Raw genomic sequence first — 13,567 nt, 5'->3', positions numbered from 1 at the left:
CCCCGGTGAGTCGTGGCGGGTGGCGGTGGTCGGCATCCTCTCCCCGGCACCCGGCTGGTTCCGTGGCGGTACGGGCGCGAGGAGGACCGTATGCCGGGGCGGGTGGTGGCGGTCGCGGCGGGTGGTGCCCGGTGAGCGCGGCGGCGGAGGCGTCGGGGGAGCGGGGCATCGCGGCGGCGCGGTCCATCCGGCAGGCGCTCAGCGGGGACGGCTCGGTCGCGATGTACGCCGAGACGTCACTGGCGTTGCCCCCTGAGGCGTTCGTGCTGCCCGAGTCGGCGCCCGAGACGCTGGTCAATCTGCCTGACAGGACAGCGCTGTTCGTGGGGCGTGAGCGGGAACTCGGGCTGCTGGACGAGGCGTTCACGGCGGCGGGCGGTGTCGTCGTCCAGGCGGTGCACGGTCTCGGCGGCATCGGCAAGTCGACGCTGGCCGCGCGGTGGGCGGCGGGGCGGGTCGGGTCGTACAACCCCGTCTGGTGGATCACCGCGGAGACGCCCGCCGATCTCGACGCCGGGCTCGCGGAGTTGGCGGTGGCGTTGCAGCCGGCGCTGCGGGACGTGCTGTCCCGGGAGGCGCTGCGGGAGCGGGCCGTCCAGTGGCTGGCGGGGCGGGAGGGGTGGCTGCTGGTCCTGGACAACGTGTCCGACCCGGCGGACGTTCGGGCGTTGCTGGGGCGGGCCACGGGTGGACGGTTCCTCATCACCACGCGGCGGGCTACGGGGTGGCACAAGGTGGCTTCGCCGTTGTCGCTGGACGTGCTGGAACCGGCGGAAGCGGCGGAGCTGTTCGAGCGGATCGACGGTCCGGGGGACGATGTCGAGGCGCTGTGCCGGGAGTTGGGCCATCTCCCGCTCGCCGTGGAGCAGGCGGCGGCCTACTGCGCGGAGGCGGGCATCTCGGCGGGGCGCTACCGGGAGCTGCTCGCCGCGTACCCGGAAGAGGTCTTCGCCCAGTCTGCCGAGGGCACGGACCAGGCCCGTACGGTCGCCAGGGTATGGCGGGTGTCGCTGGACCGGCTGGCCGATACGCCGTTGGCGGGGCGGATCCTGGGGATCATCGCTTGGTGGGCACCGGAGGGGATTCCGCGGGCGTATCTGGAGCTGCTCGGCGGTCCGGTGGAGGTGACCGAGGCGCTTCGCAGGCTGGCCGCGCACAGCATGGTCAAGTTGCACGAGGACGGCACGATCTCGGTTCACCGGCTGGTGCAGGCGGTGGCGCGGGCGGAGGGGGACGCGGCGCACGAGGCAGCCGATCTGCTGCTCCGTAACAGCCGTACCTTTCGCGGCGTCGACGGAAACCTGTTGTGGCTCACGCACATGGAGGCGATGGCCGACCGCACCGACCCGGAATCCGACACCGAGACGGAAGCCAGGCTGTACAACATGGGCGGACTCAAGTACTCCGATGACGAGTCCCGCGAGGTGGAACTCTACGAGCGGTCCGTGGCCGCGGTGGAGCGTGAGCTGGGGCCCCTCGACGAGGTGACCCTGGATCTGCGTTTGGATCTGGCCCTGGCGTACGGGTTCGTCGGTGACGACGAGCGCGCGATCGAGCTGCTGGAGCGGAATCTGGCCGATCACGTGCGGGCGTTCGGCTCCAAGGACCCGCGGACCTTCGACGCCCGGGCGTACCTGGCCGAAGCGTTGCTGGACGCGGAGTGCGGAACGGACGCGCTGGCGTTGGCGAAGAAGAACGCCTCCAGGGCCGAACGAGTCCTGGGAGGCGAGGATCTGATGACCCTTCGGGCCTGGTCCGCCTGGGCCAAGGCGGTGAGTCATCTCGCCCAGACGGACGCCGACACCGATGAGGCGGAAGCCGTCGAGGCCATCGAGGGAGTGATGACCAGGATCGAGGCGGCGGCGGGTCGGGATTCTGCCATGTTCGACTCGCTCCACTGGGAACTCATCTGGGTGCGCGCGGCGGCAGGGGACATCGAGGAAGCCGCCGAACTCTTCGAACAGTGCACCTTGCGCAGGGCCCGTATGTATGGCGAGACCGCCTGGGTCACACTGAGCTGCCGAAGGGCGCTCGTAGATTTCCTGTGGAAACGGGCCGGAGACGTCGTTCGCGCGCGTGACCTGGCCGCCGTTCTCACCGAGGACTTCGAGCGCTTGGTCGGTGCCACCCCCTACGTCCGAGCCATGCGCCTGGACTTCGCACCCCTCTTCGCTCCCCCCGAGGTGTAGCCCCCTACACCGAGCCCTCGGGAGGCCACCCCCTCGTTCCGGCCCTCGCCCCACGGGATCGTTGATCTCACCAGGTCAACGCCCCCGTACCGAAGGATCCGAACCCCCATGAAGTCCCTCCTCTCCTCCAGGCCCGTCCTCTGGTTCCTCTTTGTCTTCAATGCCGTCGTCGCCGCGGTCGCCCCCTTCGTCGTGGACGGTCGGCAGGGGGTGATGACCGCTGTGGGTATGGGAGTTGTCGCGGCCGGCGCGGGGGTCAGTCTCGTCCGGGACCGGCACGGCGTGAGGTAGTCAGGCGTTCACGCTCCGTGAGTTGGGTCATCGCTGGACGTCCCCTGTACGACGCCTGCACGGCCCCTAACCGGTGTCACGCGAATCTGGAGTCACTTCCTCCACAGGAACCGCAGACAGAGCGGAGGAAGCAACCCCCCTCGCCCGCACTGGAGATGAAGATGACCCGTCGCCCGATAACCAAGCGTGTAGCCGTCGTCACCGCCGGTGCCCTCGTCGCCATCGGCACCTTCGCCGCCGGCGTCGGCGTCGCCGGGCCGGAGAAGCACAGCGGCAAGAAGCCCACCAAGGCGGAGATCGCCGCCCAGTTCGACGGCTGGAACAAGGCCCTGCAGACCGGCGATGCCGAGACCGTCGCCGACCGGTACGGCAAGGACGCCGTCCTGCTGCCCACCGTGTCCAACAAGGTCCGCAGCGACCGCGCCGGCATCGTCGACTACTTCGAGCACTTCCTGCTGAACAAGCCGGTCGGCAAGAAGATCGAGACGCACATCAACATCCTCGACAACAACTCCGCCCTGGACGCCGGCGTGTACGAGTTCACGCTGACCGACCCGGACACCGGCGCCAAGCGCGTCGTCGAGGCCCGCTACACGTACGAGTACGAGAAGCGCAACGGGCAGTGGAAGATCGTCAACCACCACTCTTCGGCGATGCCCGAAGGCTGATCAGCACCACCAGCCCACCCCCGGGCGCGTCCCCGAGCGTCACCGTCCCGCCGTCGTCGGTCACCAGCTGCTTGACGACGGCGAGACCGAGCCCGGACCCGGAGCGCCCGGTCAGGCCCTGGCCGCGCCAGAAGCGGTCGAAGGCGCGGGACTTCTCCGCGTCGGACATGCCCGGTCCCTGGTCGAGGACCGACAACAGGGCCTCGTCACCGCGCGATTCGACCCGGACGGTGATGGTGCCCCCGTCCGGTGACACCTCCAGCGAATTGGAGAGCACGTTGTCCAGCACCTGGTCCAGATGACCGGGGCTGGCCAGCACAAGCAGCCGGCCGTCGGCGTTACTCCCCCCAAGCGCGATGGTGACTCCGCGCTCGTCGGCGGCCGGCCTCCACACGTCCAGACGTTCCTGGATGATGTCCGACAACGCCAGCGGCTCCGCGGCGGTGACCTTCGCCTCCGCCCGCGCCAGCACCAGCAGTCCGTTGACCAGCCGGCTCATCCGGACCACCTCGGCGGTCGCCTGCTCCACGTCCTCCCGTACGAACTCGTCGTCGACGCCGTCCGCGATGTTGTCCAGCGACAGCCGCAACGCCGTGAGCGGGGTGCGCAGTTGATGGGAGGCGTCCGCCACGAAGATCCGCTGCGAGGCGACCAGCGTGTCGAGGCGTTCCGCACCCTGGTTGAGGGTGCGGGCCAGCGTCTGGGTCTCCGCCGGGCCCGTCACGGGGGAGCGCGCGGTGAGGTCGCCGTCGCTGAACTTGCTGGCCATGGCGTTGAGTTCACGCAGTGGGGCGGTGATCCGGCGGGCGGCGAACGCGCCGATCGCGGCGGCGGCGGCCAGCACGAGCACGGCGAGCGCGGCCCGGAAGCCCCAGATGCTCCACAGCCTGCCGGTCATGTCCGAGGTCGAGTAGACGATCCGCACGGCCGCGTCGCCCTCGGCGGGCACGGTGACCGTCAGGTGCTTGCCCCAGACGAAGTCCGAACCCCAGTCGGTCGTCGACTCGTTCTCCTCCACGGCCCGTGTCAGTGCCGCGTCGGCGGAGGGGCGTGTCAGGTCCGGCCGGCAACTGCCGGTGGGGGTCGCCTGGACGTTGCCGTACGCCGTGGCCACCTTCGACAGGGCGTCGCACGAGGCCTGGTCACCATTGCTCAGCAGCAGTGCCATGGTCTCGGCCTCGCGCAGGACCGACTGCTTGGTGTCGTCCCGCAGCTGCTTGGTGAGCGTGAAGGCCACCGGCACCGTGAACAGCAGGATCGCCACCGCGACCAGCAGGATGTAACTGCGGATGAGCTGGCGGTTCATGAGGCGTCGGCGTCCTTGGCGATCTCCAGCCGGAAGCCGACCCCGCGCACCGCCTCGATCGTGATCGCCCCGGCCAGCTTCCGCCGCAGCGCCGCCACATGGACGTCCAGGGTCTTCGTCGGCCCGAACCAGTTCGCGTCCCAGACCGCTTCCATGATCTGTTCGCGGGACATCAGTGCCCCCGGCTCCTCGGTGAGGAAGGCCAGCAGGTCGTACTCCTTGGGGGCCAGCGGGACCTCCGTGCCGTCCAGGTGGACCCGGACCGCCTTGCGGTCGATCGTGAGGCGGTCGCCGTAGCGGTCGGGGCCGGCGGGCTCGGCGGAGGAGGTACGCGGCTGGGCGCGCCGCATCACCGCCCTTATCCGCGCGATGACCTCCCGGACCCCGAACGGCTTGGAGACGTAGTCGTCCGCGCCGAGTTCGAGCCCGACCACGCGGTCCGTCTCGTCGCTCCGCGCGCTGATCACGATGATCGGCACGTCCCCGCGCTCGCGCAGGGCCTTGCACACGTCGAGACCGTCGGTGTCGGGCAGCCCGAGATCGAGGAGTACGACGTCGTAGGGCTCCTCGTGCCTCAGCGCCGCCCCGCCCGTGGCGACCCAGGTCACCTCGAAGCCGTAGCGCAGCAGTCCGCGCCGGAGTGACTCGGCGACCGGCTCATCGTCTTCCACCAGCAGTACGCGCACACGGCGAATCCTAATGCTTGAAGTTTAAGACGACCGCCCGCCGAGCCAGTCAACACGCAGTCACCACATGACCGGCATCCGCACCGGCAGCTGCTCCGGAATCCGCTCCATGAATCCCGTCCGCCATACCAACGGAAAGCGTCGGCGGGTGACCTGGCCCACTTTGCCGAGTGTTCGCCGTGGGGGTGGGCAGGGTCGTGCTGGGCGTCCGGGTCTCACCATGTGGTTTCGCGAAGGTCGATTTCGGGCGCTCGTTAGACTGAGCCGACCGCAGTACATATACGTATGTGCGGATAGTGACTGACTGAGCGAGGAGCGCACGTGGGCCTTGTCGTGCAGAAGTACGGAGGCTCCTCCGTAGCCGATGCCGAGGGCATCAAGCGCGTCGCCAAGCGGATCGTGGAAGCGAAGAAGAACGGCAACCAGGTGGTTGTCGTGGTTTCCGCGATGGGCGACACGACGGACGAGTTGATCGATCTCGCCGAGCAGGTATCCCCGATGCCGGCCGGACGTGAGTTCGACATGCTGCTGACCGCCGGAGAGCGTATCGCCATGGCCCTGCTGGCCATGGCGATCAAAAACCTGGGCCACGAGGCCCAGAGCTTCACCGGCAGCCAGGCGGGCGTCATCACCGACTCGGTCCACAACAAAGCGCGGATCATCGACGTCACACCCGGCCGTATCCGGGAGTCCCTGGACCGGGGCAACATCGCCATCGTCGCGGGCTTCCAGGGCGTCAGCCAGGACAAGAAGGACATCACCACGCTGGGGCGCGGTGGCTCGGACACCACGGCCGTGGCGCTGGCCGCCGCCCTCGACGCCGAGGTGTGCGAGATCTACACCGACGTGGACGGCGTGTTCACCGCCGACCCGCGCGTGGTGAAGAAGGCGAAGAAGATCGACTGGATCTCCTTCGAGGACATGCTGGAGCTGGCGTCGTCCGGTTCCAAGGTGCTGCTCCACCGCTGTGTGGAGTACGCCCGTCGTTACAACATCCCGATCCACGTCCGGTCCAGCTTCAGCGGACTCCAGGGCACGTGGGTCAGCAGTGAACCGATCAGGACAGGGGACAAGCCGGTGGAGCAGGCGATCATCTCCGGTGTCGCGCACGACACCTCCGAGGCCAAGATCACGGTCGTCGGCGTGCCGGACAAGCCGGGCGAGGCCGCCACGATCTTCCGTACGATCTCCGACGCCGAGATCAACATCGACATGATCGTGCAGAACGTGTCCGCCGCCTCCACCGGTCTGACGGACATCTCCTTCACGCTGCCGAAGACCGAGGGCCGCAAGGCCATCGACGCCCTGGAGAAGAACAAGTCCGGCATCGGCTTCGACTCCCTGCGCTACGACGACCAGATCGGCAAGATCTCCCTGGTCGGCGCCGGAATGAAGACCAACCCGGGCGTCACCGCCTCCTTCTTCGAGGCGCTCTCCGACGCGGGCGTGAACATCGAGCTGATCTCGACCTCCGAGATCCGTATCTCGGTCATCACGCGCGCCGACGACGTCAACGAGGCCGTGCGCGCCGTGCACACCGCCTTCGGGCTCGACTCCGACAGCGACGAGGCCGTCGTCTACGGGGGCACGGGACGCTGATGGCCGGGACGGGATCCGGGCGACCGGGGCGGCCGACGCTCGCGGTCGTGGGCGCGACCGGAGCCGTCGGCACCGTCATGCTCCAGATCCTGTCCCACCATGCGGACGTCTGGGGCGAGATCCGTCTGATCGCCTCCCCGCGCTCGGCCGGCCGCAAGCTGGCCGTGCGCGGCGAGGAGGTCGAGGTGGTGGCCCTGACGGAGGAGGCCTTCGACGGGGTCGACGTCGCCATGTTCGACGTCCCCGACGAGGTCTCCGCGCAGTGGGCGCCGATCGCCGCCGCGCGCGGTGCCGTCGTCGTGGACAACTCGGGCGCCTTCCGGATGGACCCGGAGGTGCCCCTCGTCGTCCCCGAGGTCAATCCGCACGCGGCGCGGGTCAGGCCGCGCGGGATCGTCGCCAACCCCAACTGCACGACCCTGTCGATGATCGTGGCCCTCGGCGCGCTGCACGCCGAGTTCGGGCTGCGTGAGCTGGTGGTGTCGTCGTACCAGGCGGTCAGCGGGGCGGGCCGGGCCGGTGTGGAGACCCTGCGCCAGCAGCTCTCGCTGGTGGCCGGTACGGAACTGGGGACCCACCCCGGAGACGTACGGCGGGCCGTGGGCGACAACACCGGGCCGTTCCCGGAGCCGGTCGCGCTCAATGTCGTCCCGTGGGCCGGGTCGCTGCGCGAGGACGGCTGGTCGTCGGAGGAGATGAAGGTGCGGGACGAGTCCCGCAAGATCCTCGGCCTCCCGGAACTGCCCGTCGCGGTCACCTGCGTACGGGTCCCGGTCGTCACCACGCACTCGCTGACGGTCCACGCCCGCTTCGAGGGCGAGGTCACCGTCGCCAAGGCGCGGGAGATCCTCGCCACTGCGCCGGGCGTCGTGCTGTTCGACAACCCGGCCGCCGGGGAGTTCCCGACCCCCGCCGACGTGGTCGGCACCGACCCCACGTGGGTGGGCCGGGTACGCCGGGCGCTGGACGACCCGACCGCCCTCGAACTCTTCGTCTGCGGCGACAACCTGCGCAAGGGCGCGGCCCTCAACACCGCGCAGATCGCCGAGCTGGTGGCGGCGGAATTCACAGGCGGCTGAACCGGGCGGGTTTGTAAGATCTATGAACCAAGTGTGAGCCGGTCGATGGTCCGGACCACTTGCTGCGGACGTCCTTGCTGTCCGAAGATTTTTCTCCCCGTCCTCCGCAACCACGCGCAGGGCGGGGAGCGTCTTTGCGAACGCCCTTCCGGGGGTTGACGCCCCTTCGGGGGTTGCGGGGATGTGGTGCGAGGTGTGGGGACACCTCGGTCATTCAGGATATAGGGGAAGAGCGGGTAGGCATGAGGGCGTTTGACGCACGGTCGGTTGTGCTGCCTGACATCAGACGGCCGGTCGCGAGAGACGACGCAAAAGTGACACGCGGCACGTACAACCCTCACGGGGGTTGCCGTGTCCAACTGGCGTGGCAGAGGTTCTCGACTTCACAGCGGTCTCGCGCGGTACGGCTCTCCGGCCGCCGCGCCCCACGGCCGTACGACCCCGCAGGGCCGGTCCGCCCGGTGGCATGCCGGTGATCGCGCCGATGCCCGCAGCGCGGCCGACCCGCATACCCAGTCAGCGTGACGGTGCCGAGGACGTGGCTGCCGCAGGCACCACCGTCGACCACCTCACCGAGACCTACCGGGCGCACTACCGCTCGTTGCTCGGTCTCGCAGCCCTCCTCCTCGACGACACCGCCTCCTGCGAGGACGTCGTCCAGGAGGCCTTCATCCGCGTCCACTCCGCGCGCAAACGCGTCCGCGACCCGGAGAAGACGCTCGCGTATCTGCGCCAGACCGTCGTCAACCTCTCCCGCTCGGCCCTGCGCCGCCGCATCCTCGGACTCAAGCTGCTGTCCAAGCCGATGCCGGACATGGCGAGCGCCGAGGAGGGGGCGTACGACCAGCTGGAGCGCGACTCGCTCATCAAGGCGATGAAGGGACTCCAGCGCCGCCAGCGCGAGGTCCTCGTCCTGCGGTACTTCGCGGACATGACCGAGGCGCAGGTCGCCGAGACCCTCGGGATATCCCTGGGCTCGGTGAAGGCGTACGGCTCCCGCGGTATCGCGGCCCTCAGGGTCGCCATGGAGGCACCGGCATGAGCGGGTCCCCGGAGCACGACGGGCGTCGTCATCCGCACGTCCCGCACGAACCGTACGAGTGGCGTGAGCCGGGCGGTGCGGACGCGCAAGCCAAGCCGAAGCAATCAACTGCTGGGAACGGAACTGTGAACCACGGCCTCGACGACCAGAGCCCCTCGGGAGGGCTCGACTCGGACGAGCTGGCACTGCGCCGCATGCTGCAGCACGCGGTCGAGGAGATCGAGCCTCGCGACGGCACGCTCGACCATCTGCGCACCGCGGTACCCGCCCGACGGGCCCGCAAGCGGCAGGCCATGGTCGGCATGGCGGCCGCCGCGCTCTTCGTCGGCACCGCCGTCCCCGCCCTGCTGCATGTCTCGGGCGCCACCGGATCCGACGCCGACCCTTTCAACGCCGGCCACTACTCGCAGGCCCAGGGCGGCGCGAGCCAGGGCAAGGGCCCGGACGGCGGCGAGAGCACCTCCGGCGGTTCCTCCGGCAAGGTGGAGGACAAGGACAAGGGCAGCTCGAAGGACGACGACAAGGACAAGGGCTCCGGCGCCGCCACCGGGGGCGGTGACAGCTCCGACCCGTCGGCCAGCAGCACCGAGGGCGTCCCCGTGTGTACGGCCGCCGAGTTCGGTGTTCCGACCGCGAGCACCGACGCCGCCGACTCGGCCGGCGCGGTGTACGGCACCTTCACCTTCAGCAACGCCTCCGCCGCGGCCTGTACGGTCACCGGCCCGGGCTCGGTGAGCGAGGCGGTCTCCGGCGCGGCGGACGCCAACAAGGTCTTCGCGGCCCGGCACGTCTCCGGTGACGCGGCGGTCTCCCTGCCCGACCCGTCCACCGAGCTCGCCTCCCTGGTCCTCCAGCCAGGCGCCTCGTACTACGTGAAGTTCGCCTGGGTCCCCTCGGAGACCTGTCCGACCGACACCGGCTCCACCCCGACGCCCACGCCGACCCCCACGGACAACTCCGGCACCACCACGGAGGGCAGCTCCACGGGCGGCGACACCGGTGCCTCCACCCAGCTGATGACGGAGGACGGCACCCTCGACGGCAGCGTGACGATCACCGGCGCGGCGGAGGGCGGCGCCCCGTCGACCTCGGCGACGGTGACGAACGCGTGCGCGGGGACGGTGTACTACACGGGCGTGCTCGCGCCGACGGCGTAGCCGCACGCCTGCCGGCGGGCCGGCGGACACCGCGTAGCCGGACGCCTCACACGGACGCGCGCTGCTCGCCCGTCTCCGGAGACGACTCCGGCTCGGGCAGCAGCCCGAGTTCGGCGTCCCGGACGAACTCCACCTCGCGCCGGATCAGCCGGAACCACATGAAGACCACGAACCCGGCGAAGACGAACCACTCGCCGGTGTAACCGAGGTTCTGGAACGCCTTCAGATTCAGCCCGCTGTCCGGAGCCGCGGCCGCGGGCACCGCCTTCATCCCGGAGTCCCCGGTATTGAGGGTGACCCAGGCGTCGTACACGTCGTACGACACCAGGTTCACCAGCGAAGCCGCACTGATCGCCGACGTCTGCCCGGCCGGCAGCCCGCCCCGCGCACTGACCCCGTTCTCACCGGGCTGCTCGGACGCCTGAAGGGCTCCCGTGACGGTGACCTCGCCCGAGGGCGCGGCCGGGGCCTTCGCGGCGTCCGCGGTCCCCGGCAGCCATCCCCGCACCACGGGCAGCGCCTCGCCGCCGTCGGTCCGCAGCAGGGTCAGCACGTAGTAGCCGGGCTTGCCGTCCAGCTCCCGTCCGGGCACCAGCAGCTGCTTCCCGTACCGCCCGGTCGCGGTGGCCTGCTCGCCGGACGTCGCCTTGTCCACCGGCAGCAGGTCCGTCAGCGGCCGCGCGGCATCCCCCGCGTCCGTCGCGACCTTCGAGGTCGCCCGGTCGTGGTCCGCCATCCGGTCCTCGAACCGGCTCAGCTGCCAGGACCCCATGAACACACAGAAGGGGATGGCGAGCAGCACGAAGACGTTGATCCCCCACCAACGGGGCGTCAGCAGAAACCGGTACACACCTCAACGGTACGGGGCAGTCCGCGAGCACCGGCCCGCGGGGTCAGTACCTCTCGACGAGGTGCTCCCTTCCCGCCGGCGGCTCGTACGGCTCCGGCCAGAAGTCGGTCACGGCCGCTATCCGGCCGTGCTCGTCCCCGGTGAAGAACGAGATGCCGTACATCTCCTCCAGTCCCACCGTGAAGTGGATCCAGCTGACGACCTGTCCCGGCTCGGCGACGATCCGCTCGATCCGCAGGTGCCAGTCAGCCGGATACTCCCGGTTGAACCGGACGTACCGCTCCCGTCCGCTGATCCGCTCGCGGGTCTGCGGCAGCGTGTACACCACGTCCTCGGCCAGCGTGTTCTCGAACGCGGCCCAGTCCCGGGCCTCGGCGGTGGCCCAGAAGGTCTCGACTGTCTTGCGCAGATCGGTCATGCGGACGAGTCTGCACCCGGCCACTGACAATCGGCCCCGCGGCGAAGGTCGCGGGGGAGGCCCCGGTGAAGGTCACGGCGGAGGTTGTCCACAGGCTGGGGACCTCGGCGGCGCAATGTCGTCGGGGCCAGGCACTATGGGGCCATGACTGAGAGCAACGGGTCCGTCTCGCCCGAGCAGAACGAACCGACACCGGACTGGGAGAAGCGCTTCCGGGCGCCCCGGGTGTCCCTGCCCGACTGGGCGGAGGACGCACCGGACCGATCCCTGTTCGTGTCGAACGCGACGGGGACGTACGAGCTGTACGCCTGGGACCGCGCCACGGACGAGCAGCGCCAGGTGACCGACCGGCCGAACGGCACGACGGACGGCGTGCTCTCCCCGGACGGCGCGTGGATCTGGTGGTTCGACGACAAGGACGGCGACGAGTTCGGTGTCTGGCGTCGACAGCCCTTCGCGGGCGGCGAGGACGACCTCGCGGCACCCGGCCTGGACGCTTCCTACCCGGCGGGCCTCGCCCTCGCCCGGGACGGCCGTACCGCGGTGGTGGGCCGCTCCACCGACGAGGACGGTACGACGATCTACGTCGCCCGCGAGGGCGAGCAGCCCGTGGAGATCTACCGCCACCGCGAGTCCGCGGGCGTCGGGGACCTCTCCCACGACGGCTCGCTGATCGCCCTGGAGCACACCGAGCACGGCGACGCGATGCACTCGGCCCTGCGGGTGGTCCGCCCCGACGGCACGGCGGTCGCCGACCTCGACGACACCAGGGGCGGCACCCAGGAACTGGGCCTGGAGGTCCTGGGCTTCGCCCCGGTCGACGGCGACCCGCGCCTTCTGATCGGCCACCAGCGCAGGGGCCGCTGGGAGCCCCTGGTGTGGGACGTCTCGACGGGCGAGGAGAGCGACCTCGCCCTCGACCTGCCCGGTGATGTGAGCGCCGAGTGGTACCCGGACGGCACCGGTCTGCTCATCGCGCACAGCTTCGAGGCCCGCAGCGAGCTGTTCCGCTACGACCTGGCGGTCCGCGAACTGGTGCGGATTCCGACCCCGCCCGGCTCGGTCTCCGGCGCTACCGCCCGCCCCGACGGCAGCGTCGAGTACCTGTGGTCCTCGGCCGCCGAACCGTCGACGGTCCGCTCGACGACGGGCCGGGTCGTCCTGGACCCGCCGGGCCTGAAGTCCCCCGGCTCGGTCGCGGTGGAGGACGTCTGGGTGGAGGGCCCGGGCGGCCGCATCCACGCCCTGGTCCAGAAGCCGCTGGGCACGACGGGCCCCCTGCCCACCGTCTTCGACATCCACGGCGGCCCGACCTGGCACGACAGCGACGCGTTCGCGGCCGGCCCGGCGGCATGGATCGACCACGGGTACGCGGTGGTCCGGGTCAACTACCGCGGCTCGACGGGCTACGGCCGTGCGTGGACGGACGCGCTGAAGCACCGGGTCGGTCTGATCGAGCTGGAGGACATCGCGGCGGTCAGGGAATGGGCCGTGAGCACGGGCCTGGCCGACCCCGCCCGGCTGATCCTGACCGGCGGCTCCTGGGGCGGCTACCTCACCCTCCTCGGCCTCGGCACCCAGCCCGGCGCCTGGACCCTGGGCATCGCGGCCGTCCCCGTCGCCGACTACGTCACGGCGTACCACGACGAGATGGAGGCCCTCAAGGCCATGGACCGCACCCTCCTGGGCGGCACCCCGGAAGAGGTCCCCGAACGCTTCGAGGCAAGCTCCCCTCTCACCTACGTCGACCAGGTCAAGGCCCCGGTCTACATCTCGGCCGGCGTCAACGACCCCCGCTGCCCCATCCGCCAGATCGACAACTACGTCAAGCGCCTGGAGGCCCGCGGCGCGGTCCACGAGGTCTACCGCTACGACGCGGGCCACGGCTCACTGGTGGTGGACGAACGCATCAAACAGGTAACCCTGGAACTCGACTTCGCAACCCGCCACCTACCTCCCACCCACCCGGGCATTTCAGCCCGTCTGGGGGTCCCCCCTCTGGGGGAGTTTGAGGACAAGGCCCCTTAAGGGCCGACGGGGGTCTGGGCGCGCAGCCCCCAGAACCCCGTCGGCCCTTAAGGGGCCTTGTCCTCACACTCCCCCACAGGGGGCACCCCCCGCCGGGCTGCCATGCCCCGGTGGGTGGGCGGTAGGTCCCGGGTTCCGCAGTCGACTTCCACGGTGACCTGCTTGCTCCTTCCGTCCACCCCCCGTGAGCCGTTGCCCCCGCGCCGGTCCAGCAGGTGTGCGCCTCGGCCGCGGGACCCCACCCGCTTGGCGTG

General features: G+C 70.3%; 12 protein-coding genes. 8 read left to right on the top strand and 4 right to left on the bottom strand.

Annotated features, from left to right (window positions below; genetic code table 11):
• Positions 1 to 131 precede the first annotated feature (131 nt).
• From HLK59_RS52170 to HLK59_RS42615, 3 genes are all read left to right on the top strand, one after another.
• Positions 132 to 2,189: an NB-ARC domain-containing protein gene (locus HLK59_RS52170; protein ID WP_171147040.1), complete on the top strand. Its 2,058-nt coding sequence runs from the start codon at positions 132 to 134 to the stop codon at positions 2,187 to 2,189.
• A gap of 108 nt (positions 2,190 to 2,297) precedes the next feature.
• On the top strand, positions 2,298 to 2,480 hold the full coding sequence (locus HLK59_RS42620; RefSeq protein WP_171147039.1) for a hypothetical protein: 183 nt from the start codon (positions 2,298 to 2,300) through the stop codon (positions 2,478 to 2,480).
• 161 nt (positions 2,481 to 2,641) lie between these two features.
• Positions 2,642 to 3,148 carry an SgcJ/EcaC family oxidoreductase gene (locus tag HLK59_RS42615; RefSeq protein WP_171147038.1) on the top strand — a complete coding sequence of 169 codons (507 nt, stop codon included), beginning with the start codon at positions 2,642 to 2,644 and terminating at the stop codon, positions 3,146 to 3,148.
• Here the strand turns inward: HLK59_RS42615 and HLK59_RS42610 are convergent.
• Together HLK59_RS42610 and HLK59_RS42605 are read right to left on the bottom strand one after the other, a co-directional pair.
• On the bottom strand, positions 3,114 to 4,454 hold the full coding sequence (locus tag HLK59_RS42610) for a HAMP domain-containing sensor histidine kinase (RefSeq protein ID WP_171147037.1): 1,341 nt from the start codon (positions 4,452 to 4,454) through the stop codon (positions 3,114 to 3,116). The genes HLK59_RS42615 and HLK59_RS42610 overlap by 35 nt on opposite strands.
• Complete coding sequence (locus HLK59_RS42605) at positions 4,451 to 5,140, bottom strand: response regulator transcription factor (RefSeq protein ID WP_171147036.1); 690 nt, start codon at positions 5,138 to 5,140, stop codon at positions 4,451 to 4,453. The genes HLK59_RS42610 and HLK59_RS42605 overlap by 4 nt, the downstream gene beginning before the upstream one ends.
• A 321-nt stretch (positions 5,141 to 5,461) precedes the next feature.
• Here HLK59_RS42605 and HLK59_RS42600 point away from each other — a divergent pair, with 321 nt between their 5' ends.
• The 4 genes from HLK59_RS42600 to HLK59_RS42585 all read left to right on the top strand — a co-directional run bounded on the left by HLK59_RS42600 (position 5,462) and on the right by HLK59_RS42585 (position 10,017).
• Positions 5,462 to 6,739, top strand: coding sequence for an aspartate kinase (locus HLK59_RS42600; RefSeq protein WP_171147035.1), 1,278 nt, complete (start codon positions 5,462 to 5,464; stop codon positions 6,737 to 6,739).
• The gene (locus HLK59_RS42595) at positions 6,739 to 7,818 is read left to right on the top strand and encodes an aspartate-semialdehyde dehydrogenase (RefSeq protein ID WP_171147034.1); all 1,080 of its coding nucleotides are present in this window, start codon (positions 6,739 to 6,741) and stop codon (positions 7,816 to 7,818) included. Before HLK59_RS42600 ends, HLK59_RS42595 begins: the two co-directional genes overlap by 1 nt.
• 364 nt (positions 7,819 to 8,182) lie before the next feature.
• Complete coding sequence (locus HLK59_RS42590) at positions 8,183 to 8,860, top strand: SigE family RNA polymerase sigma factor (RefSeq protein ID WP_171147033.1); 678 nt, start codon at positions 8,183 to 8,185, stop codon at positions 8,858 to 8,860.
• Positions 8,857 to 10,017: a hypothetical protein gene (locus HLK59_RS42585; protein ID WP_240982965.1), complete on the top strand. Its 1,161-nt coding sequence runs from the start codon at positions 8,857 to 8,859 to the stop codon at positions 10,015 to 10,017. Before HLK59_RS42590 ends, HLK59_RS42585 begins: the two co-directional genes overlap by 4 nt.
• A gap of 46 nt (positions 10,018 to 10,063) precedes the next feature.
• Here HLK59_RS42585 and HLK59_RS42580 read toward each other — a convergent pair whose 3' ends face one another.
• Both HLK59_RS42580 and HLK59_RS42575 read right to left on the bottom strand, forming a co-directional pair.
• On the bottom strand, positions 10,064 to 10,867 hold the full coding sequence (locus HLK59_RS42580; protein ID WP_171147032.1) for an SURF1 family protein: 804 nt from the start codon (positions 10,865 to 10,867) through the stop codon (positions 10,064 to 10,066).
• A 43-nt stretch (positions 10,868 to 10,910) separates the two neighbouring features.
• Positions 10,911 to 11,285 (bottom strand): nuclear transport factor 2 family protein, encoded by a 375-nt coding sequence (locus HLK59_RS42575; protein WP_171147031.1) that lies wholly within the window; start codon positions 11,283 to 11,285, stop codon positions 10,911 to 10,913.
• A gap of 144 nt (positions 11,286 to 11,429) precedes the next feature.
• Here HLK59_RS42575 and HLK59_RS42570 point away from each other — a divergent pair, with 144 nt between their 5' ends.
• The gene (locus tag HLK59_RS42570) at positions 11,430 to 13,313 is read left to right on the top strand and encodes a prolyl oligopeptidase family serine peptidase (RefSeq protein ID WP_240982964.1); all 1,884 of its coding nucleotides are present in this window, start codon (positions 11,430 to 11,432) and stop codon (positions 13,311 to 13,313) included.
• Positions 13,314 to 13,567: the final 254 nt, after the last annotated feature.

This window comes from Streptomyces sp. S3(2020), assembly GCF_013044505.1.
Classification (GTDB): Bacteria; Actinomycetota; Actinomycetes; order Streptomycetales; family Streptomycetaceae; genus Streptomyces.
This window is presented reverse-complemented; position numbering and strand designations above follow the sequence as displayed.

Coding starts and splice junctions, on each gene's coding strand:
- HLK59_RS42620 (WP_171147039.1), top strand. CDS start 2,298: ATGAAGTCCCTCCTCTCCTCCAGGCCCGTCCTCTGGTTCCTCTTTGTC.
- HLK59_RS42610 (WP_171147037.1), bottom strand. CDS start 4,454: ATGAACCGCCAGCTCATCCGCAGTTACATCCTGCTGGTCGCGGTGGCG.
- HLK59_RS42595 (WP_171147034.1), top strand. CDS start 6,739: ATGGCCGGGACGGGATCCGGGCGACCGGGGCGGCCGACGCTCGCGGTC.
- HLK59_RS42575 (WP_171147031.1), bottom strand. CDS start 11,285: ATGACCGATCTGCGCAAGACAGTCGAGACCTTCTGGGCCACCGCCGAG.
- HLK59_RS42570 (WP_240982964.1), top strand. CDS start 11,430: ATGACTGAGAGCAACGGGTCCGTCTCGCCCGAGCAGAACGAACCGACA.
- HLK59_RS42615 (WP_171147038.1), top strand. CDS start 2,642: ATGACCCGTCGCCCGATAACCAAGCGTGTAGCCGTCGTCACCGCCGGT.
- HLK59_RS42585 (WP_240982965.1), top strand. CDS start 8,857: ATGAGCGGGTCCCCGGAGCACGACGGGCGTCGTCATCCGCACGTCCCG.